General features: G+C 54.9%; 22 protein-coding genes. 9 read left to right on the top strand and 13 right to left on the bottom strand.

Annotation, left to right across the window (positions count from 1 at the left end; all coding sequences use genetic code 11):
* Positions 1-98 precede the first annotated feature (98 nt).
* The gene (locus B7364_RS00865; RefSeq protein ID WP_085338052.1) at positions 99-722 is read left to right on the top strand and encodes a bactofilin family protein; all 624 of its coding nucleotides are present in this window, start codon (positions 99-101) and stop codon (positions 720-722) included.
* 742 nt (positions 723-1,464) lie between these two features.
* Here the strand turns inward: B7364_RS00865 and B7364_RS00855 are convergent.
* The 4 genes from B7364_RS00855 to B7364_RS00840 are packed head-to-tail and all read right to left on the bottom strand — an operon-like array spanning position 1,465 to position 4,915.
* Positions 1,465-2,403: a hypothetical protein gene (locus B7364_RS00855; protein ID WP_085338050.1), complete on the bottom strand. Its 939-nt coding sequence runs from the start codon at positions 2,401-2,403 to the stop codon at positions 1,465-1,467.
* A gap of 36 nt (positions 2,404-2,439) precedes the next feature.
* Positions 2,440-3,474, bottom strand: coding sequence for an alpha/beta fold hydrolase (locus B7364_RS00850; RefSeq protein ID WP_085338049.1), 1,035 nt, complete (start codon positions 3,472-3,474; stop codon positions 2,440-2,442).
* Positions 3,449-3,760, bottom strand: a complete 312-nt coding sequence (locus B7364_RS00845; RefSeq protein ID WP_085338048.1) for a DUF3253 domain-containing protein — start codon at positions 3,758-3,760, stop codon at positions 3,449-3,451. Before B7364_RS00845 ends, B7364_RS00850 begins: the two co-directional genes overlap by 26 nt.
* Before the next feature lie 3 nt (positions 3,761-3,763).
* Positions 3,764-4,915: an acyl-CoA dehydrogenase family protein gene (locus tag B7364_RS00840; RefSeq protein WP_085338086.1), complete on the bottom strand. Its 1,152-nt coding sequence runs from the start codon at positions 4,913-4,915 to the stop codon at positions 3,764-3,766.
* Positions 4,916-5,011: 96 nt separating this feature from the next.
* Between B7364_RS00840 and B7364_RS00835 the strand changes: the two genes are divergently transcribed.
* Together B7364_RS00835 and B7364_RS00830 are read left to right on the top strand one after the other, a co-directional pair.
* Complete coding sequence (locus B7364_RS00835) at positions 5,012-5,458, top strand: PaaI family thioesterase (RefSeq protein ID WP_085338047.1); 447 nt, start codon at positions 5,012-5,014, stop codon at positions 5,456-5,458.
* Positions 5,459-5,812: 354 nt separating this feature from the next.
* Entirely contained in the window at positions 5,813-6,319 is a 507-nt protein-coding gene (locus B7364_RS00830; protein ID WP_157893397.1) for a porin family protein, read from the top strand.
* Positions 6,320-6,394: 75 nt separating this feature from the next.
* Here the strand turns inward: B7364_RS00830 and B7364_RS00825 are convergent, their stop codons facing one another.
* Positions 6,395-7,045 (bottom strand): glutathione S-transferase family protein, encoded by a 651-nt coding sequence (locus B7364_RS00825; protein WP_085338045.1) that lies wholly within the window; start codon positions 7,043-7,045, stop codon positions 6,395-6,397.
* 3 nt (positions 7,046-7,048) lie between these two features.
* The gene (gene metG / locus B7364_RS00820; RefSeq protein ID WP_085338085.1) at positions 7,049-8,758 is read right to left on the bottom strand and encodes a methionine--tRNA ligase; all 1,710 of its coding nucleotides are present in this window, start codon (positions 8,756-8,758) and stop codon (positions 7,049-7,051) included.
* A gap of 722 nt (positions 8,759-9,480) precedes the next feature.
* Between metG and dusA the strand changes: the two genes are divergently transcribed.
* Both dusA and B7364_RS00810 read left to right on the top strand, forming a co-directional pair.
* Positions 9,481-10,494, top strand: a complete 1,014-nt coding sequence (gene dusA, locus B7364_RS00815; RefSeq protein ID WP_085338044.1) for a tRNA dihydrouridine(20/20a) synthase DusA — start codon at positions 9,481-9,483, stop codon at positions 10,492-10,494.
* A complete protein-coding gene (locus tag B7364_RS00810; RefSeq protein ID WP_085338043.1) occupies positions 10,494-11,318 on the top strand; it encodes a sulfite exporter TauE/SafE family protein in 825 nt (274 codons plus the stop codon). Before dusA ends, B7364_RS00810 begins: the two co-directional genes overlap by 1 nt.
* 99 nt (positions 11,319-11,417) lie before the next feature.
* Here B7364_RS00810 and B7364_RS00805 read toward each other — a convergent pair whose 3' ends face one another.
* The 5 genes from B7364_RS00805 to B7364_RS00785 form a co-directional block, all read right to left on the bottom strand.
* On the bottom strand, positions 11,418-11,939 hold the full coding sequence (locus B7364_RS00805) for a hypothetical protein (RefSeq protein ID WP_157893396.1): 522 nt from the start codon (positions 11,937-11,939) through the stop codon (positions 11,418-11,420).
* Between the two features lie 123 nt (positions 11,940-12,062).
* The gene (locus B7364_RS00800; protein WP_085338041.1) at positions 12,063-12,674 is read right to left on the bottom strand and encodes a hypothetical protein; all 612 of its coding nucleotides are present in this window, start codon (positions 12,672-12,674) and stop codon (positions 12,063-12,065) included.
* Positions 12,671-13,351, bottom strand: a complete 681-nt coding sequence (locus B7364_RS00795; RefSeq protein WP_157893395.1) for a hypothetical protein — start codon at positions 13,349-13,351, stop codon at positions 12,671-12,673. Before B7364_RS00795 ends, B7364_RS00800 begins: the two co-directional genes overlap by 4 nt.
* Positions 13,352-13,360: 9 nt before the next feature.
* Positions 13,361-13,969, bottom strand: coding sequence for a hypothetical protein (locus B7364_RS00790; RefSeq protein ID WP_157893394.1), 609 nt, complete (start codon positions 13,967-13,969; stop codon positions 13,361-13,363).
* A gap of 98 nt (positions 13,970-14,067) precedes the next feature.
* Positions 14,068-16,053, bottom strand: coding sequence for a protein meaA (locus B7364_RS00785; protein ID WP_085338084.1), 1,986 nt, complete (start codon positions 16,051-16,053; stop codon positions 14,068-14,070).
* Between the two features lie 160 nt (positions 16,054-16,213).
* Here B7364_RS00785 and B7364_RS00780 point away from each other — a divergent pair, with 160 nt between their 5' ends.
* Positions 16,214-17,188, top strand: a complete 975-nt coding sequence (locus tag B7364_RS00780) for a bifunctional helix-turn-helix transcriptional regulator/GNAT family N-acetyltransferase (protein WP_085338038.1) — start codon at positions 16,214-16,216, stop codon at positions 17,186-17,188.
* Here the strand turns inward: B7364_RS00780 and B7364_RS00775 are convergent.
* Positions 17,185-18,312: a hypothetical protein gene (locus B7364_RS00775; protein ID WP_157893393.1), complete on the bottom strand. Its 1,128-nt coding sequence runs from the start codon at positions 18,310-18,312 to the stop codon at positions 17,185-17,187. The genes B7364_RS00780 and B7364_RS00775 overlap by 4 nt on opposite strands.
* A 257-nt stretch (positions 18,313-18,569) precedes the next feature.
* On the opposite strand from B7364_RS00775, the gene ccrA reads away from it, so the two are divergent.
* From ccrA to B7364_RS00760, 3 genes are all read left to right on the top strand, one after another.
* Positions 18,570-19,865 (top strand): crotonyl-CoA carboxylase/reductase, encoded by a 1,296-nt coding sequence (gene ccrA, locus B7364_RS00770; protein WP_085338036.1) that lies wholly within the window; start codon positions 18,570-18,572, stop codon positions 19,863-19,865.
* Positions 19,866-19,945: 80 nt separating this feature from the next.
* Positions 19,946-20,806 carry a TauD/TfdA dioxygenase family protein gene (locus B7364_RS00765; protein ID WP_085338035.1) on the top strand — a complete coding sequence of 287 codons (861 nt, stop codon included), beginning with the start codon at positions 19,946-19,948 and terminating at the stop codon, positions 20,804-20,806.
* Positions 20,807-20,819: 13 nt separating this feature from the next.
* Complete coding sequence (locus tag B7364_RS00760) at positions 20,820-21,158, top strand: gamma-glutamylcyclotransferase family protein (RefSeq protein WP_085338034.1); 339 nt, start codon at positions 20,820-20,822, stop codon at positions 21,156-21,158.
* On the opposite strand, the gene B7364_RS00755 is transcribed toward B7364_RS00760, so the two are convergent.
* The gene (locus B7364_RS00755) at positions 21,155-21,829 is read right to left on the bottom strand and encodes a GAP family protein (RefSeq protein ID WP_085338033.1); all 675 of its coding nucleotides are present in this window, start codon (positions 21,827-21,829) and stop codon (positions 21,155-21,157) included. The two genes, B7364_RS00760 and B7364_RS00755, sit on opposite strands and share 4 nt — an antisense overlap.
* Positions 21,830-22,878: the final 1,049 nt, after the last annotated feature.

Here is a 22,878-nt window from a genome sequence, read left to right as displayed (position 1 = left end):
TCCCCAAGGAATACACCCCAAACAGGATTTCGGGTGTTGCGTGACACTTCAGCATGCGCAACAAGGGCGCGTAATCGCCAATCAAAGGGAACAAGACGATGGCCTTTTGGAATAACAAATCCAAAGAAACCTATGTTGAGACTGAAACCGTTGCGACCCCTGCGCCACGCAACGAACCCCCGGCGATTGCCGTTGTTGCACCAAGCCCAAAGCCCGCTGCCTCGGTGGTTGCCGCTGGCGCAGTCATCAGCGGGTCTTTGTCGTCACCTGGTGACGTGCATATCGAAGGCATTGTGATTGGTGATGTGCGTTGCGACACGTTGGTGGTCGGCAAAAATGGCGAAGTCAAAGGCAATGTAATCAGCGAAATTGCAACCATTCGGGGCAAAGTCTCGGGTGATGTGCGGGCCCGCATGATTCAGTTGGCCACCTCGGGCTCTATCGATGGTGATTTGACGCATGCAATCCTGATTATCGAAGAAGGCGGTCAGTTCGAAGGTCGTTCAAAGCGGTCGGCAGACCCCCTCGCCGGTCCCTCGATTGAGACAACCCATATCGAAACAAAGACGACCTCTGAGCGTTCAACGAAAAAGACCAAGGCAACGACAGCTAAGGCACAAGCCGCCGTGACACCAGAATCAAAAGCCCCCGTCGCAAACGAAGATCCCCCGCGCTCTAGCCTTGCGGACGCGTTGGGTGATGCCTTTGCGGTGAATGCCTAGTCAATTCGCGTTCCAAATTCAGAGTTGAGGCCGCGCCCGAACCTGCTTTCACGGTAGAGTTCCTGACAATACACTCAGCTTGGTTCGCGGACTGGCGGCCAGTTTCAGGCATGCCATCATGCTTGAAACTAAGGCAGCTTCTGAGGTGCCACCGTTTCGCATTTGGAGCTGGCACACATGGCTTTGAACCCCGTCCTCTGAACCAAACCAAAGAGAGAAACCAAATTGGTTTAGGTCTTGGCCTAATCCAGCCCCTTTCTTCGATAAACTAATGCGCTCGACTGTTAGATTGCTGTTTGCATGAAGGCGATTATGCAAAAAACCTGCAAGGGCGACTTGCTGTAGGCCGTTCCGATCATCGCACAAGCTCAAACCAATTGGTTCGCCTGACCGCAACGCTTGGATTGGTTGCGAAAAGAAATCGCAACGGCGTCACCAAACATTGGGACGACGCTTTCAGAGTAGGCGGACCTTGTCTCGCGGTCGAGAAAAACCCACCAGCCACATAGGCTGAAGATTACGAGCCCAGATAGCGCAAGGTACATCCGAAGCGCCGACGTCTTCGCCCTCGTCTTCTGCACTGTTGATACAAGAGGAGGTTCCAAACCGGGACCTCAACCAAATCAAGAAAGATCAATTCTTGCGCATCCGTACCCGACGACTATAACCGCCCCAGGTTTGCAAAGGACAGATTTTCGCAAATTACGCAGAACTTGAGGCTAATCCCCAAGACCCACTTAGCCTAAGCCGGTGCTGAAACCACGATATAACGGGCGCTCAATTGCCCGGCACGGACGGCGGCGGCGCGTGCTTTCCATGTGACGATAGAGTGAAGCGCAAGGGTTGCCGCCTCCTGACCCCCGGCTTTGATCAACGACGCTTGGCGCTTATCAAAGTCTTTGCCGATCAAAGACCAGCAAGAGCTGATAGCGGCTAAGAAATTCAAATTGCATTCGGCTTCAGACACCACGGTCAGGCCCGCCGCTTGAGCGGCATCTTTGAACACCTCGACCGGTGTAAAGGAGCGATTTTCAATTCCTTTGGCCAGGTCAAGTGATGCCTCACCCTCGGTCGAAAATAGGTCAAACCAAATCGCTTGCCCACCGGGCTTTAGGAGACGTAAAATTGAGAAGGCACCCCGCTCTGCGCGTTCGGCTCCGCCGCCTTGGAAAAGCAGCATTGCGATTTCTGCTTGCCGCTCGGCTAGGCCCGACAATTGGCCATTATAGGGTTTTGCGCTGTAGCCCTTGCGCGCCTTGCTTTTCTTAACAGCCTTTGCCGCGAGACTGCGAATGGTCGGATCGGCTTCATAGGCAGTCAATTTGACGCCAAATTGCTCTAAGAGAGTTCGGCTTATCATCCCACTGCCAGCACCAATGCAAGCCAAGGTCACATCTTTCTTAGCCCCCACGGCTGTGCCTAATTGAGTGGTGAGGTCTAAGGACGTCGGAAAATTTCGATCCGGGCCCCACATGATGTGACTTGCTGTAACATATAGCTTTTTATGCTTTGCACTCAGCTTGCCAGGGGCATCTTGCGCTTCGATCTCAGCCTTAATCGCATCCAAGTCTGGCGGATCGCCCCCCTCCCACCACGCAACCAAGCGGGCGCGAGTTTGGGCCAAAGTTACAGGATCTAACTTCGGCAACGCAGGTATGGGCAGAGCGATCTTCAAGGCCATACGGAAATGACTAGCAAAACAGCCTTAACGAGTTCCTTATTTTACAACCTTACCTATGGGTCCAAGCCCAGAGGGTAATGGCCCCTCGGGATCCGCAACAAAGGCAGCAATATCAGCCCAAACACGTTCGGCCTGCAGGTCGCGGGTCAGCATGTGGTAGCCCTCAGGATATTCAATGGTGCGGACCTTTGATGGTAGCTTTCGAACCGTAGCCGCCACGGCAGGGCGAGGAATAATCTGGTCGCGCGCGCCATAGAGCACCAAGGCCGGGGGTGGTAGCTTATCGGCCGCCCGATAGGCTTTTTCCATCAAACTCACCAACCCATAGACCGCATCTAATCGGGTCGCAAAGATCATATTTGGATCACGGCCCAATCGGCGGAGCATCTCGATATTGTCCGATGCCATAATCGTGCGAGTCACGGTGCGCGGCGGGTCAAACGGCTTGCGGGCTAGGGGTAAATGCGCGCTTGTCCATAATGAGATCCGGTAGGCTAATGGTAAGTTGGACCAGCCCCATACAGCGGGCGCAATCAAGACAATCTGGTCGGCTGCAAGGCCCTCTGCCTCGCCGACAGCTGCCAAAATAGTCGCAGCCCCCATGCTTTCACCCACCGCGACAACGGGCACGTTCAGATGGGTCTGCCGAGCCACGCGCAAAGCGGTACGCAGGTCGCGGATCATCAAGGCTTCATTGCCCCAAACCCCGCGCTGAGGCGAACGACCAAAACCTCGGGCGTCATACGCATAAGTCGTGATGCCATGCGCCGCCCAATAGGGCGCGGCGGTCTCAAACGCGCGCGCATAATCATTCATGCCGTGGAGTGCCACGATTATGGCTTTGGGCTCTTCTGATTGCGCCTTCCAAGTGGAAAGACCGAGCGCCGTTCCATCGAAGCTGACAAATTGTGTTGGGGTAAAGCGCGGCCCCATATGATCCGGCCCGGGAATCTGGACATTTTGGCGCGCGGGCGTGCAGGCAGCCAGCAAGACGCCTGCAAGTGTCAGCCAAGCTGTGGTCCATCGCCGCGTGAGACGGCGAGCCTCAGTCAGAAAGCCCGCTCGCGTCATCTGGCTCGCGCTCCGATGGAGGCACAATGGCTATCTCGCCTGGAACGCCCAAGCGATAAACCCCCTTGAAGCCATTGGGATCAATGACCTTACCTTTGCGGTAAATACTGATCTGGCCAGAGCGCGCCAAATGAATGGCGGCTTGACGTATAGACGGTAGACGTTTGCGCCATCCATCTTGATCCTCGCCCGTATAGACGGCGCGCGCAGCTTCGGTTGGATCAATCGTCCGGCCTTTTTTCGAGGCGGCAATGAGGGACAAAATGGTAGCTTCTTCCGGGCTCATGGGTTAGCTCCTCGCCGCCTTCATCATCTCACGCGCGATGACGATTTGTTGGATTTGGCTGGTGCCCTCATAGATGCGGAAGATACGCACGTCGCGATAGAAACGCTCAATCCCATAATCGGCGACATAGCCTGCGCCGCCAAAAATCTGCACCGCCCGATCAGCCACGCGACCCACCATTTCAGAGGCATAATATTTGGCCGCTGCAGCTTCCAACGTGATCGACTGGCCAGAATCGCGCAACCGCGCCGCATCCAACACCATAGACTTGGCGGCATAAGCCTCGGTTTTTGAATCGGCCAACATGGCCTGGATCAATTGATGCTCGGCAATTGGTTTGCCAAATTGCTGGCGCTCCATCGCATAGGCTAGGCTATCGGCAATCAGGCGCTCGGCCACGCCTACGCAGACCGAAGCAATATGCAGTCGCCCACGGTCGAGCACTTGCATCGCCACTTTAAAGCCCTCGCCCTCCCCGCCTAAGCGGTTCTCAACTGGCACTTTCACATTGTCGAAATAGACTTCGCAAATGTGGGCACCTTGTTGGCCCATTTTTTTTTCTGGCTTGCCGATGCTGAGGCCCGGGCTATCGCGCTCCACCAAAAAGGCGGTGACACCCTTGGCCCCTTTCACGTCAGAGCTTGTCCGCGCCATGACAGTAAACAGGCCCGCCTTATTCGCATTGGTGATATAGCGCTTGGAGCCATTCATCACATAATGGTCGCCCTCTAGACGCGCAGTCGTTTGCACGGCGGCGGAATCAGAACCTGCTTCGGCCTCGGTAAGACAGAAACTGGTAACGATCTCGCCCGAGGCAATGCCTGGCAGATATTTCTGCTTTTGCGCTTCTGTCCCGAACATAACCAAACCTTGGGCACCAATACCCACATTGGTGCCAAAGCAAGAGCGGAAAGCGGGGCTGGTACGACCGAGCTCAAACGCCACCCGACATTCTGCTTCCATCGACAATTCCAATCCACCATAGTCGGCAGGAATCGTTAGACCATAGAGACCCAATTCCTTCATCTGCGTGACAATGGCTTCAGGTACGGCATCTTCTTCAGAGACTTGCGCCTCAATTGGGCGCAGCTTTTCGGCCACAAAGCGGGCAACCAAGCTAACTAGCTCTTGGGTGGTCTCAGAATCATAGGCCATTGGCATCTCCTGAAGCAGACATTCTTGTATTATTCGCGCAGCACTTTAAGACCCACCCCACCCTCCTGACGAGTCCTAAAAGAAAGCCTGTTGCACATGAGCGAGAATACCCCATCCAAACCACAATTGGTCACCGAGGGTGAATTTGCTGGCTGGTCCACGTGGGGCAATGGCTCGGACCCATTTGAGACACTGACAGGCCCCTTTTATATGAAGCCCGCGCCAGAGGGTGGATACATTTGTGCATTTATGCCTGAGGAACGCCATTGCAATGGCATGGGAAATATCCATGGCGGCTGCTTGATGACCTTTGCGGACTTTGCTCTTTTTGCCCATTGCCATGACTATATGAATGAGCAGCCCTGTGTGACGATGCAATTTGAGAGCCAGTTTGTTGGCGGCGCTAAGCCCGGTATTTTGATCGAATCAACCGCCGATATTGTGCGGGCAACCCGGACCATGCTGTTCATCCGCGGCGTGCTGACCCAATCAGATAAGCCAGTGCTTGCCTATTCGGCGATCCTAAAACGCATAGGCATGTGACTGTATCTTGCATTTTTGCATGTATCGTCTGACACAAATTCGGGACAATTGCGGCGTGAATGGGGCGAAAAGGGTAACCATTTACCCACGGTTCATCTGAGGGACAAGGTTCCGCCACAATCTGTATCTTATTGATCACACTACCTATTTGCACTCCCAACATGACAGAATGGTTAGTTGCGGAACCGGGGTGCGAGACCCTACCTTTGTTGTGTCGAAAGGCTCTCCTCCCCTTTTTGGCGACCGACAAAGAGCGGCGTCATACCTCGGGAGCCTTTGGATCAAGAAAGCGATCGTCCCTCAGCCAATCAGGCTTGTGGGATGTGGTCGCAGAAGGAACAAAGGAACTATATCATGCGTATTTTCGCTCTCGCTGTTTTGGCCGTTACCGCTTTTGCTTCGGCTCCTAGCTTTGCTCAAGATGCGGCTGGCCAAGTCTATATCAATGGTGGCTACAACCATTTCCAAACCAAGACGGCTGATACCGGAACGGTGAACGGCCGTATTGGCTACCAAATCACCCCGAATTTTGCAGTGGAAGGCGAAGGTGGTTTTGGCGTCAATGACGACAAGGTCAATGGTGTGACCATTAAGAACCGTGGCACTTTGGGTGCCTTCGCTGTGGCCAGCGCACCTGTGGCAGAGCGCCTGTCGTTGATCGGCCGTGCCGGCTATGTCCACCAATGGGGTGAAGCCAAGTCCGGTGCTGTCAAGGTGAAGGATGACGATGGCTCGTTCGCCGTCGGCGTGGGTGGCCAATATATGCTAGACGATGCCAATGGTATCCGTGTGGACTATACCCGCTATACCGAAGGCAAGGGCAGCAATGGCTACGCCGTTAGCTATGTCCGTAAATTCTAAAGCCACACGGATTTAAGGCCAAAAATAGAAAAGCCTCCTCCGTTTTGGGGAGGCTTTTTTGTTTAAGCCCCCTGCCTAAGGCAGAGCCTTCACCCCATTGCGCGCGATCACACGCTTGACGACACTTAGATCATCGACGCGCTTGGCGATGGTATAAAGTTTCGGCGCATGGGCTTGATACCAATCCGGCTTCGGCCGCCACTGGATTAACATCCAGATGTAAAGATCAAGTGCGCTGAACGTCTCCCCTAAAAACCATGGATGACTCACCTGTTGTTCAAGATGCAACATCAGACGCTTGCGATGCTGGTCGGTCCGGGTGCGCAGGGGCCCTGCCTCATCCTGATCGGCCCATTTCTGAGGATAATCGCCGTAGGTGAAGGTTGGATAGATTGCGGCATTGATCACCATCAGCCAGCGCCAGAAAGTGGGGCGCAGGCCACTATCTGCTGCGGGAACCAAATCCAGATCAGGCCGTGAGTCGTGGATTGTCAGCACAATGGCAGCTGTTTCTGTCAAAACAGTGCCATTGGGGAAGACCAAGGTTGGAACTTGGCCCAAGGGGTTTGTGGCATGCAGGCCCTCGCTTTCAAGCCCGTGATCACCCCAGCCCACCACCTGTACCCGGAAGCGAACGCCGGCCATCCCAAGAACAATCTCGGCGAGCATTGAGCCGCCGCCATTGCCAACAAATAGGACAGGATCAGTCGCCTGTGTTGTCATCATGGCTTAGCCACCGCCACCAAATTGTTCAGACCAAGTTGCTACCTGATCCTCTTCAATCTTGGCAAACAACAGGGCTGGTACCTGGGTTTGCAGCCCATGCGGCAGGGCATCCAGCAAACTTGTATCCTCGGCATTTGGCCACATCCGATTTTCCTTTGGCACCCCAATGCCATCCAAAATCCGCCCCGCCGCTTCTGGCACAAAGGGTTGGGCTAAGATGGCAAAGAGTGCGACGAGGTTCAGGCCTGTACGAACCCCAACAGCGGCCAAAGCCTCATCCGTTTTGATCGCTGTCCATGGAGCCGCCGTTTGCAGATATTCATTGCCCAAAGCCCAAAGGGCCCGGGTTTCTGCGGCGGCTTTGCGGAACTCCATCTCTTCATGAAAGGCGGTGATTGAAGCAATCTTGGCAGAAACCTCCGTCCATAATTTAGCTTCAGCTTCGCCAGCCACGCCGATTGCAGGCACTTTACCGTCAAACTTGGCCGCAGCAAACTTCATGATGCGATTGACGAAATTGCCCAGCACATTGGCAAGGTCCGAATTCACCGTGGCTTGAAAGCCTTCGAGGGTAAAAGCTGCATCAGAGCTTTCAGGCGCATTGGCCATCAGATACCAGCGCCAATAATCGCCACTGAGAAGTTCCAGCGCCTGATCCATAAAGATACCGCGCTTTTGGCTGGTGGAGAATTTCCCCCCATACCAGGTCAACCAGTTGAAGGCCTTCAAGCGGTCAACCAGTTTCCACGGCTCGCCCGAGCCCAAGATCGTGACGGGAAAAGAGACCGTATGGAAAGCCACATTGTCCTTGCCCATCACCTGGACATAGGTCACATCCTCTGCACCTTGATCGTTACGCCACCAACCTTTCCAGTCTCCACCGGTGGCCTCCGCCCATTCTTCGGTCGCGGCGATATATTCGATCGGCGCGTCAAACCAGACATAGAAGACCTTGTTTTTAAAGCCCGGGCGGGGTTTTCCATCTTTTAAGACCGGCACACCCCACGACAGATCGCGCGTGATCGCCCGATCCTGCAACCCTTCGTCAAGCCACTTATAGGCAATGGAGCGCGCCAAATGCGGCCAATCCTGCGCGGCATCAACCCATGCGCGGATCTTCTCTTCCATCAATGGTTGACGCAGAAAGAGATGGGCCGTGTCGCGTACCTCAATATTGGTAGAGCCCGAAATTTTTGAGCGCGGATTCTTCAACTGCGTGGGATCGAGCAAGGAACCGCAATTATCGCATTGGTCGCCGCGTGCATCCTCAAACCCACAAACTGGGCACGTCCCTTCCACATAGCGGTCAGGCAAAAAGCGGGCGTCATCAATGCAATAGACCTGCTTGGTCACGCGCTCTTCCAACAGGCCATTGGCTTCCAACATTTCCGCAAAATGTTGGGTTAGCGCATAGTTCTGGGCGCTGGATGAGCGGCCAAACCAGTCAAACGACAAATGGAAACCCTCACCTGCCTTGCGCTGAATGTCATGCTGCTCATCGCAATAGGCTTTGGTCGACATACCCGCTTCTGCCGCTGCCAATTCAGCCGGCGTGCCATGCTCGTCAGTTGCGCAGATAAACAGAACTTCATGGCCTTGCAGCCGACGGAAACGCGCATGCACATCCGCGGGCAACATCGACCCCGCCAAATTGCCAAGATGCTTGATGCCATTGATGTAAGGAAGCGCAGAAGTGATGAGAAAACGAGCCATGAGCTTGATGTAGGCGATTTGAGCGCGCCATCCAAGGCTTGGACCGCATAAGCCCCAGACAAAATAGGACGCAAAAAAAGAGGGCCGGCTGAACCGGCCCCAGTTTGGCATCGTGAGGACATTGGAGGCGTAGGGGCTGACGATGCCGGTTGATTTAGTGCCGGTCAGATGCGGCCATGCCCAAAAGGCCAGAGGCGACTGCGGAAAGCCAGGCGGCGACAATGCGGTTGATCATGGTTGTTATCCTTTGTGTGAAGCTCGGGGAGGAGCAGGGTTGGTAAGATTTAGAGACGAATTATAGGGGGCGAGTGGTGATAGCGCGGAGGAAGATTGACCTTTAGGCGCGCTCTGCTGCGGCCATAGAAGCTAAACCTGCGCCTAAAAGGCTGAGCCAAGCGGTGATTGCGAGCGTGATCATGGTGGTTTTCCTTATTCGTTTTGGTTGGAGGAGGTTTTGGGGGAGGGTTAGATCGGTTTGCTTAGTTGCGCTCGGTGGCTGCCATCGTGGCCATGCCGGCACCCAAAGCGCTAAGCCAGATTGTGACGATAAAGGTGATCATGTTGGTTTCTCCTGTTGGTCTGTCGTTGTGTTTGTGCTGCACTGATGTAGTGCATGGGTGTATTACTACTATAGCACACCACATGTGTCAAACACATTTTTTGCCCTTTGTGCATTTTTTTGCAGATTTGCGTTTTGGGGCTAAAAAAGGCATGGAGCGGCCATGACTTCCGAGAACCTAGACAGGCGCTTTTGCGTTGCCCCGATGATGGAATGGACCGACCGGCATTGCCGGGCGTTCCATCGGACATTGTCCAAAGGGGCCCTACTCTATACAGAAATGGTCACGGCGGATGCTTTGATCCATGGTGATCTAAACCGCCTAATTGGCTTTGACCCAAGTGAACACCCTGTTGCGATACAAATTGGTGGCTCTGATCCCCATAAGCTTGCTGAAGCCACCAAGATTAGCACGGACTTTGGCTATGGGGAGATAAATTTAAATGTTGGCTGTCCCTCCGACCGCGTACAGTCAGGCCGCTTTGGGGCTTGTCTCATGCGCGAACCAGAGTTGGTTGCCGAATGTGTCAGCGCCATGCAGGCCGCCACGCATTTGCCCGTCACTGTGAAGAACCGTTTGGGCGTGGATGAACAAGACCCGCGGGAAAGCCTGTTCAGTTTTGTGGAAACGGTCGCCACTGCCGGGGTAAACGTCTTCATCGTGCATGCCCGCAAAGCGATCCTCAAAGGTCTGTCGCCCAAGGATAATCGCGAGATCCCGCCCTTAGACTATGATCTGGTGCGCGCACTCAAAGCAGCCCACCCCCACCTCACCATCATTTTGAATGGGGGGATCAGCAGTATTGAGCAGGCCCAAGAGGCAGTTAGAGGCCTAGATGGCGTGATGTTGGGCCGGGCTGCTTATCATGATCCGGCGCTATTGGGTCGGGTGGATCGGGAGATTTTGGGACACGATACTGAGCTTGTGCGCCCTGAAGAGGCTTATCGCGCCTATCGGCCCTATGTGGAGCGGCGCTTGGCCGAAGGCGTGCCGCTGCATGCGATTACCCGCCATATGCTGGGCCTGTTTGCAGGCAAACCCGGGGCACGGATGTTTCGACGCCAATTGGGGGAAGAGAGCCGCGCAGGCGCAGGCATTGAGGTCTATGACCGCGCGCTGGAATTGATTGAGCGGGAAGCCACCCGCTTTGCCAATCGTGGCGAGATCGCGGCCTGATGCCGCCAATCCAAGACCTTGTCATTCTGGTTACAGCCATGGCAGGGGCTGGCGTGTTTGCCGGCCTGATCGCAGGCCTGTTTGGCGTCGGTGGCGGGACAGTCCTCGTCCCTGCCCTCTTTTATGCGTTTGGCGTGTTTGGATTGGGCGGGGAAGCCAATCTGCATGTGGCCGTGGGCACGAGCCTTTCAACCATCATCACCACCTCACTGCGTTCGGTCGCTGCCCACCGCAAGCATGGGGCGGTCGATGAGGCCGTTCTCAAAGGCTTTATTCCGTGGATCGCTTTGGGTGCGATCATTGGTGCGGTGCTGGCAGGCTTTGCCGATAAGGCGACTCTTGGCCTGATTTACGGTGCCTTTGCCATTGCCTTGGCCGCCTATATGGGCCTTGGCAAGGAGAGTTGGACGATTATGCGCGACGTGCCGACCGGACCAGCACGGGCCGGAGTTGGCACAAGCCTTGGCGCAGTTTCGGCCCTGATGGGCATAGGTGGCGGGGCCTTTGGTTCCGCCGTTATGACTTTGGCAGGCAGACCCATCCATCAAGCAGTGGCAACCGCTTCAGGTTTTGGCGTCGCCATCGCCGTGCCTGCGACCTTGGGCTTTATCGCGATGGGCTGGGGCGCAGAGGGCAGACCGCCCCTGTCGCTCGGGTATATCAATGTGCCCGGCTTTATCATTTTAGCGCTATTGACGGGTGCCGTTGCCCCCTATGGTGCCAAGCTCGCCCACCGCTTGGATAAAACCATGCTGCGCCGCGCATTCGGAGCCTATCTGGCCTTGACGGCCCTGGCGGTAGTGATCAAGGCGCTGGTGACTTAGGTCTTTTCTATTGGCATGGACGTGTGACTGATTGGAACATCCTGCGCGCCTCGTGACACCTTCATCGGGGGCAACTGCCGCATAAAGGCGAGCCCAAGCCTACGACTTAGTACCCCAGTCCTTCCCATCCTTCATTGGCTGAGCCATTGGATGGTCCTCAAACGGCAGGGCGTGCCCTTGCTGCTTGCGCAGATCAACAACCCACGCAAGACGCTCATGTGCCAGCGAGACGTTTGCCGAAATCCCAAAAACAATCATAAAAGCAAATATCTCAAGAGAATGGCGCGTAAGAAAGCCATCTATGAAATCCACTTTCGCGAGATCAAGTATCAAGGCAGGCATGAACAGAGCCAAGGAAGAATAAACAATCAATCGAATGCATCGGCTCGTCCTGGTACGCGCCTGCGGAATGCCGCTCTGCCATGCAAGGTCCCGACCCCGCCCGAGCTTAGAAAGATAGTTTCCCACCGAGAGGTTCAAAATTACGATCGCGAGCAACAGTAGAATGGCGAGATCATCAAAGTTCATGCCGGCGTAACTATCACCGAGACGATTTACGCCAGACGCATACAACACATAGACAAGAATGAGTTGGGCCAAAACCCCCATAATGGCGCTCATTGCCTCAGCAATTGCGCACGTAATCCGTGTCTCGACATCCGGCGCGATGGGCCGCTTGTCGGTCCAGAACAAGATTTTTTGGGGCCCTGGGTGCTTGTCAGACATGGTGGAATCCTCGCTCGATCATTTGGTGGATCGTTGATACCAAGCAGGTTGGGACCCATTGGTTTCATCTTCATCATTGCCTAAAGGCAGCTTATGGCCTTGCTCTGCGCGCAGTTCGAGAATCCAGCAGGCTCTGACGATAATTGAGCTTCCATAGCTTGCCAGCGCACATACTGTGTAAAGGCCTGCCAATTCTGCGAGGTACAGGTCGCTCCGCTCAGCAAGGTTTAGTACCCAAAAACTGAGACTAACCATAAAGCCACCAAAGGCAGCCATCGCGATCACCAAAAGAATTCGGCTTAAACGGGTCTGATCTGTAGGGACGCCACTTTGAAAGGCCGAACGCGGAAACCCTGCATGTGCGCCAGTCAAGAAGAAGAAGATTGATGCAAGCGGCATCAAGAGTGGACCAAATACAGATGGCGCGACAGTATGATCTTCTAAATCCAGCGCTTGAACCTGGAGCAGAAGACCGATGAATACGAGATTGCATAACACTTGAACGCCAGCCATCCCAATCTCTGAAATCGCACAGGTGATTTTTGTCTCCGTATCTGGCGCGATGGGCCGCTTGTCGGTCCAGAACAAGAACTTGCGGGCTTCCCCCGTTTGGCTAACAGGTTCGGTCATGTTCTACCCTCCTCTGGCGTTAGTTTAGAGCCGGGCTTTGTTGGGTTTGGGAATGGTTTGGTGGCTACAGAGTGTCCTAGCGTAAGCGGGGCATCATCTTTCTCACCATTCAAGACTTTGACCCATTGAAATGTTTCATACACTTTCACCAAGCAAGAAATCGCCCACAAAACTGGGAAACCAACTGCGGCCATCATATAACCTGAAAATACCTCGTTCGATATCAGTTCGCGGGACGGAAAATCGCCGCTCAATAAATTGGCTATCACAACGAACACGAGAACAAGTGTTTGCCAGCACAAAAGAAGAATGCCTGCCCAAAGAAGTAAATTGGACGGCAAAAAGATGCTCTCCGATCTGCCAGAGTGAAATTGCGGCCAAGTGGCACGAGATTTTCGAATGGCTCTGCCGTACCAAAGCCAAGCCGCACAATACGGCAGCCACCAAAATCCTGATCCATTGGCCAATAAGGTGCCTTCTAGAGCTTTCGAATCGCCGAAGGCCAGAAGGGAACACGAGACCGCCATGCTAAGTGCAAAAACAAGCACTATCGTCGCACGATCAATCTCGCCTAAGGCCGCTTGAATTTTCGTCTCCCGATCTGGGGCGATTGGCCCATATTTTCCCTGCGGCGAAGACTGCATCAGTGGCGTGTCTGAACTTATACCGGATGTCATCACCCCGTCCTATAAAGTCTGCGCCCAGCTGGGCAGTTGGGGTTCTTGTTCGGCTTGTTTGGTCGACGTGCTCGGATCCCGGCGAACGTCTTGGACCCACTCGAGAGTTTCCATTGCAGCTGCTATCATGGCGCATACACCTAGGCAGCCGCCTAGAACTTGAGGAACTTGCAAGAAGCGCAGCGCCGACGAGGGATCACCACCCCGCGTAAAATCAAAGTAGGATGAGGTAACAACCAAGGCAAAGCCACCGACCAAGACAATGGCAGCCACCACACTGATGAGCAGTGAGGGTGTCCTCCAGTTCCGCACCCTACCCGATACCAAAACGGGTTGAATAGCATGTCTTCGAATGAGTGTTTTGCTGCTCATAAAAAGGACAATCGTACAGAGGATGTAGAAGACTACCGCCCCCATAACCGAGATTGTCTCTAGGACTGAAGTGCTTTCGCCATTCAGTCCCAGCTTGCCAAATAGAGGTGCACAGCCTGATACGGCCAACGTCAAAAAAAACAGTCCATAAATCAGAAAGCCACGCACCTCTATCAATCCAGCCGTGATTTTCTCCTCCGGCGTTTGGGCAATTTCGACGCCCGGCAGATATCTCCTTTTGCCCAATCCAACCTCCAATCCTACCAAACCTTGAATAGGGTTGGAGGCTAAGGCCAATCGCGCGATCTGGCAACCTAGGATTTGCGTGAGATGGAAAGCCCTACTTAGACCAATTGCTCCACCCGAGCCGCCACAATATCGACCAAATCGCCCATGATTTCGGTGATTTTGAAGTCCTTCGGCGTATAGACGGCGGCGACGCCAAATTGCTTGAGCGCGCGGGCATCTTCTGGCGGGATGATGCCGCCGACCACCACCGGGACATGCTCAAGACCTGCGGCCCGCATGCGGGCCACCACATCACGTACCAAGTCGAGGTGTGAGCCTGAAAGGATCGACAGCCCCACCGCATGGGCCTTCTTTTCGGCGGCGCGGGCGACAATTTCTTCCGGTGTCATGCGGATGCCTTCATAGGTCACATCCATGCCGACAGCCCGGGCGCGCGTAGCGATTTGTTCGGCCCCATTCGAATGGCCATCAAGGCCGGGCTTACCCACCAAAAAGGCCAACCGACGACCCAGTTTCTCGCTGAGATCATCAACCTTTTTCGAAACGGCTTCAATATCTTCGCCCTCAATATTCACAAGTAGCGAGACACCGGTTGGCGCACGATATTCGCCATAAACCCGGCGCAGCAAAGCCCCCCACTCCCCGGTGGTGACACCGGCTTTCGCGCATGCAATGGAGGGTTCCATAATATTGCGGTTTTCACGCGCTGCAGCTTCCAACTCTGCCAAGGCCGCCTCGACAGCAGCGCTATCGCGCGCTGCACGCCAAGCATTCAGCCGCTTAATCTGATCGGCTTCCACCATGGGATCGACCGTCTGGATCGCCCCTTCGCCCGCCGATAAGGGCGATTGCTCGGTATCCGCCCAGCGATTGACGCCGACCACCACTTGGGTGCCACCTTCAATGCCAAGCAAGCGGTCGCGATTGGATTGGACTAGGCCTTCCTTCATATAGGGCACAGCGGCGACCGCCCCGCCAAGGGCATCAATCTTGGCAAGCTCTGCCTTTGCCCCCGCCACCAATTCAGCGACCTTTTTCTCCACCACATAAGAACCCGCAAACAGGTCTTCATATTCAAGAAGATCGGTTTCATAGGCGAGGATTTGTTGAAGCCTCAAACTCCATTGCTGATCCCACGGGCGCGGCAGGCCCAAGGCCTCGTTCCAAGCCGGCAATTGCACCGCGCGCGCACGAGCATCCTTGCTCATGGTCACAGCCAAGGTCTCAAGCAAGATGCGATAGACATTGTTTTCTGGCTGTGGTTCGGTCAGCCCCAGCGAATTGACCTGCACCCCATAGCGGAAGCGGCGCATGGCGGGGTCGGTCACGCCATAGCGGTCCTGACAAATCTCGTCCCACAGGACATTGAACGCGCGCATCTTGCACAGCTCTGTCACAAAGCGGATGCCCGCGTTCACGAAGAAGCTGATGCGGCCGACCACAGCAGGGAAATCCTCCGGCAAGACTTGGCCTTGGGCTTTGACTTCATCCAGGACCGCGATGGCCGTGGCAAGTGCAAAGGCCAATTCCTGTTCCGGCGTCGCGCCAGCTTCTTGCAAGTGGTAGGAGCAGACATTCATCGGATTGAATTTGGGCGTTTCTTTGAGGCACCAAGCAATCGTATCGGCCGTCAATTTCAAGCTGGGCGCGGGCGGGAACACATAGGTCCCACGCGAGAGATATTCCTTGATCAAGTCATTCTGTGTGGTGCCCTGCAGCTTCTTGCGGTCTGCCCCCTGCTCATCGGCCAAAGCGACATAAAGCGCCAAGAGCCACGCTGCTGGGGCATTAATTGTCATGCTGGTGTTCATGGTTTCAAGCGGAATGTCTTTAAACAGCGCCCGCATATCGCCCAAATGGCTGACGGGCACGCCGACTTTACCCACCTCGCCCTTGGCCAGCACATGGTCGGCCTCATAGGCAGTCTGGGTTGGCAGATCGAACGCGACCGATAGGCCCGTCTGCCCTGCCGCCAGATTGGCCCGATAGAGCGCATTGGACTTTTCGGCGGTGGAATGGCCCGCATAGGTGCGGAAGATCCAGGGCTTGTCGGGGGCGTGTTGGAAAGGTTTATCGGTCATGCGTGTGTCCTTGTGCACTGCAGCATTGCCATGCCTGATACCTGCTAGGCAAGCGGCAAAATCTTCCAAGAACACCGAAATAGAGAGCCATTCTCGCTAAAATTTGCTTGACCACCAGTCGGCGCGATTATACATAACATGTTATACAAATGGACGTATCATGCCGGATATTCTTCAAAACTTAGGCCATGTGGCGCTGGGAAGCCGCCTTAAACGCTTGGCAGAGCGCTTGCTGGCCGATGCCGCCATCATACTCGAGCAAGCCGGCATCCCAGTTCAGCCAAGCCACCTCGCATTATTGACGGCCCTCGAGCGGTATGGCCCCTTGAGCATCAAGGAAGCGGTTGCCACCGTGGGCTTTAGCCAACCTGCTATGACGCGAACCGTTGCTGCCTTGCGTGGCGCTCGCCTGATCACCACCGACCAAGATCCCGGCGATGCAAGGGCAAAGCAGATCGCCCTTACCGATGCTGGCCGCGCCATCTTGGTGAAAACCCGAGAACGCGTCTGGCCGAAAGTCGGCTCCGCCGTCTCAGATCTTGCAGGGGGGCGTGAACACGAACTTCTGGCCCTTCTCACCCTTTTTGAAACCCATCTAGCGGAGCGATCCATGTTGCAGCGTGTCACCAATCCTTTCTCTGTGATCCAAGTGGCTGACACCATCACGCCGGAGCTTGCAAAGGCCTTTTACGACATCAATGCCGCGTGGATATCGGCGATGTTCAAGCTGGAGGAGCATGACATTGACGTCCTCAGTAATCCTCAAGTGGAAATCCTCGACCGAGGCGGCGAGATTTTGTTTATAGCAACCGAAAAACATGGTGTCGTGGGCACCTGTGCCCTGATGCCGACCGAGGATGGAGCGGTTGAACTGACCAAAATGGGTGTCTTGGATTCCTTACGCGGACAAAAGGCGGGTGAACATTTATTGGCGGCAACCTTAGCACGGGCCGGAGAACGGGGGATAGAAACCCTCTTCCTACTCACCAATCACACCTGCGAAGCGGCCATCCACCTCTATGAAAAGCTAGGCTTTGTGCATGATCAAGAGATCATAGACCGCTATGGCTGCAGCTATGAGCGCTGTGACGTGGCCATGCGCTATCGTCCACAGAGATCGAACCCAAACCGCTAATTCCGCGCGATTTCTCTTAGGGCAACCGGCAGGTTGTGGCGTTCGATATGATCGATGATTTCGCTCACACTGGTGGTTGTTCCGGCATGCCGCACGTCAAAAAGCTCTGGATGAGCAATCTGCCGGAACCGATGCGCCAACCAAAATACACCACCTTCAGGTGGCTTTAGCTTGATGCCCTCTTGCAACTTCACCTGCACCGCAATGGCCTCATTGACCAATCGGCCATTGTTTAGCCAATGAAACGTCACGTGATCGATATGGTTCCACGGGATAAACTGACTTGAAATGCGGATGTCGGTCAGCCCTGTTTGCGAGAGGATGATAACACCATTGCGGTCACTGGACAGGCGGACATAGGTTAGGACCGAGAAAATCCCGCCAATAATCGCGGCTGCGGCGATCAAACCGATCAAGGCAAATTGCGCCAGATCTTCGGGTACCTTCCCCTTGGCCATACTGGGGACCACAAGTGTTGGAACCAACGCAAAAAGTAAGGCAACCACAACAACGCCGCTGGCCAGATAGCCCAGCCAAGCCCGGGGATAGACAAAGGCGCGCAGGCAAATATCGCGATGCTCAGTTGGGATCGCGCCCGTATACTGAACGGTCGTAATCTTCCAAACATCCGGGATCAGGCGGGGTTGATGATCGGCAAGCCACGCTGCGGCTTGGGCCGTTGCCTTATTCAATCCGCCAAAAGTCACGACAACTTCACCCTGTGGAATATGGCGGATCAGGCAGAGCAAGCGGTTGCGCACCGCACCAAAGGGGGTCAACCGCACCTGTGCCTTCACCCGAAGTCGATCGGGTACCCCACCAGGATGGGGCTCGATCCACTCAATGTCCTCCCAAGCCAAGCGCTCATACATGATCCGGCGATCGAAGAGACCTTGCTCGTTCATCTCGACGACAACGAAGCGGTTCCGAAAAATGGATAAATTCAGTTCTTGGATGAGATTAAGCAGACCAAAGACCAAAGCCAGCATCTCATCCACATGTAGCAAAGGCTCAAACTCACCGCGTCTCAGCATCTCAAAGCCGATATTCACCAGCGCGTAGCCTATCGCCATAACACCCAGAAAAATGCGCGGTGGACCAATCTTCGCCTGAAAAGGATTCACGCCTAACTCCCCCATCACCTCACTTAAATCCTAGGTAAGCAGTGATCCTTTTGTCCGCTAGTTAGAATGGTGCTTCTAGCGGGGCTAAAAACAGCTTGACAAATTATGCTGCAGCGCAGCAGAAGAGTTTGGCTCAGGCAAGGTCCGATTGGGGCTTGAAGCGCACGTTTCTGCCTCTAATTCGGACTATTGAGAAACCAATTTCCACAAAATGCGAAAAACCATCGCGCCAAGCACGTTCAGCGGGAGAGTTCGGGATGACGACAACAGATGTAGCGGCACCGCCAGTTTCGGGTGAGCCCTTGCTCGATCTCTATCCCGTCGGCAAAATTCCACCTGCCTATCATGTGCCCAAAACCATGTGGGGCTGGGCGATCCGCAAAGAGCGCCATGGCCGCCCACTGAAGGCGATGCAGTTGGAAGTTCTGCCAACTCCTGAGATTGATAATGATGAAGTCCTCCTTCTCGTGATGGCTGCTGGCGTCAATTATAACGGTGTTTGGGCGGGGTTGGGTGAACCTGTTAGTGTGCTGGATGGCTATGACCAAGATTATGCCGTTGTGGGTTCCGACGCTGCCGGCATTGTTTGGGCTGTGGGAAAAAACGTCAAACGCTGGAAGCCAGGCGATGAGGTTGTGGTTCATTGTAACCAAGACGATGGCGATGATGAGGAATGCAATGGCGGCGACCCGATGTTTTCGGCCAGCCAACGCATCTGGGGTTATGAGACCCCCGATGGGGCCTTTGCCCAGTTTGCCAGGGTGCAGTCCCGCCAGCTTATGACCCGGCCAAAGCATCTGACGTGGGAGGAAAGCGCCTGCTATACCCTCACCTTGGCAACGGCCTATCGCATGTTGTTCGGCCACCGCCCCCATGTTTTGAAGCCCGGCCAGAATGTTTTGGTGTGGGGCGCTTCGGGCGGCCTTGGGGTGTTTGCAACCCAATTGTGCGCCGTTTCGGGTGCTAATGCGATTGGTGTGATCTCGGATGAAAGCAAGCGCGACTATGTTTTGTCGATGGGCGCTAAAGCTGTTCTCAATCGGAAGGACTTTAATTGCTGGGGTCAATTGCCCACCGTCAACGGTCCTGAATTCAACGATTATATGAAGGAATGCCGCAAGTTCGGCAAAGCCATTTGGAATGTCACCGATAAGCGCGACGTGGATATTGTGTTTGAACATCCAGGCGAAAGCACCTTCCCGGTTTCTGTTTTTGTCACCAAGCGCGGCGGCATGGTGGTGATTTGTGCGGGCACCACCGGCTTTAATCTGACCATGGATGCCCGCTTCTTGTGGATGCGGCAAAAGCGCGTGCAAGGTAGTCACTTTGCAAACCTGCAACAGGCCAGTGCAGCTAACCAATTGGTGATTGAGCGCCGCATCGACCCCTGCATGTCGGAAGTTTTCGAATGGGCCGATATTCCGCTGGCGCATGAAAAAATGCTCGATAATCTACATTTGCCCGGCAATATGGCAGTCTTGGTGTGTGCGCCAAAGCCTGGCTTGCGGACATTTGAAGATGTGCTGGAAGCCAGCGAATCCGTAATCGGATAAGTCCGGCTTCGGTAAGGCTTGCCGAAAGACAAATGCAGGATACGATCTCTCTCAAACAATAATTTGGGAGAGACGCTGCCATGACTGTCCATGTGCCCAAAAGCCAGTTCACCCGCTTTGAAGTCCGCTCTTTGACACCAAATATTGGCGCGGAATTGCTGGGGCTTGATCTCAGCCAAGAGCTGGATGATGCCATGATTGGCGACGTTCGTGCTGCTCTTCTGGCGCACAAAGTTGTCTTCTTCCGCGACCAAAACATCACGCGAGCCCAGCATTTGGCCTTTGCCCGCCGGTTTGGGCCGCTTGAAATCCACCCCGCAACGCCGCGCGATCAACCCGATCCAGAAGTCTTGCGCATTGCCCATGGCCCGAACTCGCGCGGGGTTGAGAATAATTGGCATTCGGACGTGACTTGGCGGGCAGAACCTTCGTTGGGCTCTATTTTGCGCGCCATCGAATTGCCCGAGGTCGGTGGCGACACCCTGTTCTCGGATATGTATGCCGCCTATGAAGCCCTCAGTCCGGCGATGAAGACCTTTGTCTGCACGTTGGAGGCCGAGCATGATATTGCCCGGGTTTTTGCCAAACGGCTCAATCAAGACATTGAGAAGCTGCACGAGAAATTCCCGGTCCAAGTCCATCCCGTTGTTCGCACCCATCCAGAGACGGGCAAGCGCGCGCTTTATGTCAACACAGGCTTTACCACGCGCATTTTGGGGCTTTCCAAAAAGGAGAGCGACTGGCTACTCGACCATTTGTACAGCTTTGCCGCTGTGCCAGAACATGTGTGCCGCTTCCGCTGGGCACCAGGCTCGCTGGCCTTTTGGGACAATCGCGCCTGCCAGCATTATGCCGCCTCAGATTACTTCCCTGCAGTGCGCATTATGGAGCGAGTGACCATTGCGGGGGATAGACCTTTTTTTGACCCGTCACGGGGATGAGGTGCCGGCGCCCATGAACGAGGTCGACTTTTGTTTAGCCACCTATGGAACCTTGGCCCCCGGCAAACCCAATCACCACCGCCTGGCCCATTTGGGTGGGAGGTGGACGACCGGCACCTTGCGTGGCCATTTGGTTGAAACAGGCTGGGGTGCGGCTTTGGGATTTCCTGCCCTTAGGCTTGATCCAGCAGGTGATCTGATTGAAGTCCACCTCCTGATCTCCGACCAATTGCCACAGCTTTGGGAATGGCTCGACGCCTTTGAAGGGGAGGAATATCGCCGCAGCAACGTGTGTGTCGAAACGGCAGAAGGCCCCATCCCTGCTTGGATCTATGTGGCAGCTGAGCCTTAAAGCGGGCCCAACGATTGCGCAGCGAGATAGGCCGCCCACCCCGCACAGGGAACCAAGAGCGCCGGGCTGAGGCGACGGATCACCCAATCCATCATGCGATTTATTACCCCCTGCAAAGGCTCAAACGCCTGCGGGAAGATCAGGCGATAGGCCAGTAATATAATCAGCGGGCTGACATAGATCAGGCTGTAGAGAGCCAACCAAGCCAAAAGTCCAAGGAAGTTGGCCCCCGTTGCCACCATAATCGGGATGGCTCCAAAATAAGGGAATGCGGTCGGCATATCCGATAGGGTTGAGCCGAATGCGAAGAGAAAAATGGCCAAAATAGCGGTAGAACTGGGTTGCTTGACCGCCTTGTCCTGCCCCATCGGAGGACGTCGCCAGAGGAAGATCGCGCCGAGAGAACAGCCAAATGCAACCAACAGCCAGAATGCAACTCTCATCCAAGGCTTGATCCATGGCTGTAGCGCGATCAGCAATTCAGCCCAACCTGTCACCAAGGCGACACCGGAGAGAAAATAGACGAGGAATGTTGCTGTAATGAAGGCAACACCTCGCCCAAGGCTTTGGGGCCTTGCAGACACTACAGCACAGGCGGCGATCGAGAAGGGGTTGAGGCTATCAAGTAGGCCAAGGCCCACAATGGCGAGCAGAGCGGTCAAGAACGACATGGTAGCAAGTGATACAACGTTTGATGAAGGTGGCCATGGCCTTAGAGTGAACAGGCGGTCGATCTAACGCATGGGCATGGAGGGAAGATGGAGACTGGGAGCGCCGATACAGCCACATTAAACGGTACAATCCCTCCCAAAGCCATGTCATCCTCGTCGAAGCGCCTGTGGAGAGCGAGGACCCCAGGGGACTTTTCGCCACATGGTCTGGGACTCGGTTGCGCCGTAAGGCATAGCATCGCTTATCGTTCTTTTCTTCTAGAAGGCTTTGGTGCAGGCCCTGCATGCCCCAAAGGCCATACGTTATTGTTCGCGGGCGAATTGGTGGACCAAGGAGATCACCAAAGCGCGTCCAGATAAAAAACCTAACCAAAACCACCGTCATCCCCGCCGAAGCGTGAGCTTCGAGCGGGGACCCCATTACGCAGATGCGCAGATGGGGAAAATGATCCCGGATCGGCTCACGCCGTCCGGGATGACAGCGTGAAAAAGGGTTTTATCTGGAAGGCTTTGGCGCAGGCTGTGCCTGCCCCAAAGGCCAAACTCAATTGTTGGTGGGCGATTTGACGGGTCAAGTCCGCTTCGCGCCATTGACGCGCGTTTGGTTCTTTGGAACCAAGTTGCGCGTTTAAATCAAGAAATTAGGTCCACCTCCTTTCAAATAAGGAGGTGGACCTAGGGCGGCAGATTTCCGAAGGAAATCTGGACTTGACGCGACAAATCGCCCGAACACGATATTCAAAGCGGTTTGGTGGACCAAGGAGATCACCAAAGCGCGTCCAGATATAAAATCTAACCAAAACCACCGTCATCCCCGCCGAAGCGAAGCGCAGAGCGGGGACCTCCTTGTGCATGTGCGACACGAGATCCCGGATCGGCTCACGCCGTCCGGGATGACAGCGTAAAGGGGGGCCCTCACACCAGCACCAACACTTTTTGCCCCGCGAGGAAAAGACCTCCGGGGGTTTGGCTTTGCCCTTGGGAAAAGGGCAGAGGGGCCGGGGCGCGAAGAGTGCGCCAATTAAAGTGGGCCAGATTAACGGACTGGC

It is taken from the genome of Aquidulcibacter paucihalophilus (assembly GCF_002105465.1).
In the GTDB taxonomy this organism is placed as follows: domain Bacteria; phylum Pseudomonadota; class Alphaproteobacteria; order Caulobacterales; family Aquidulcibacteraceae; genus Aquidulcibacter; species Aquidulcibacter paucihalophilus.
The sequence above is the reverse complement of the archived record's forward strand: the minus strand, read 5'-3'. Positions and strand labels throughout refer to the sequence as shown.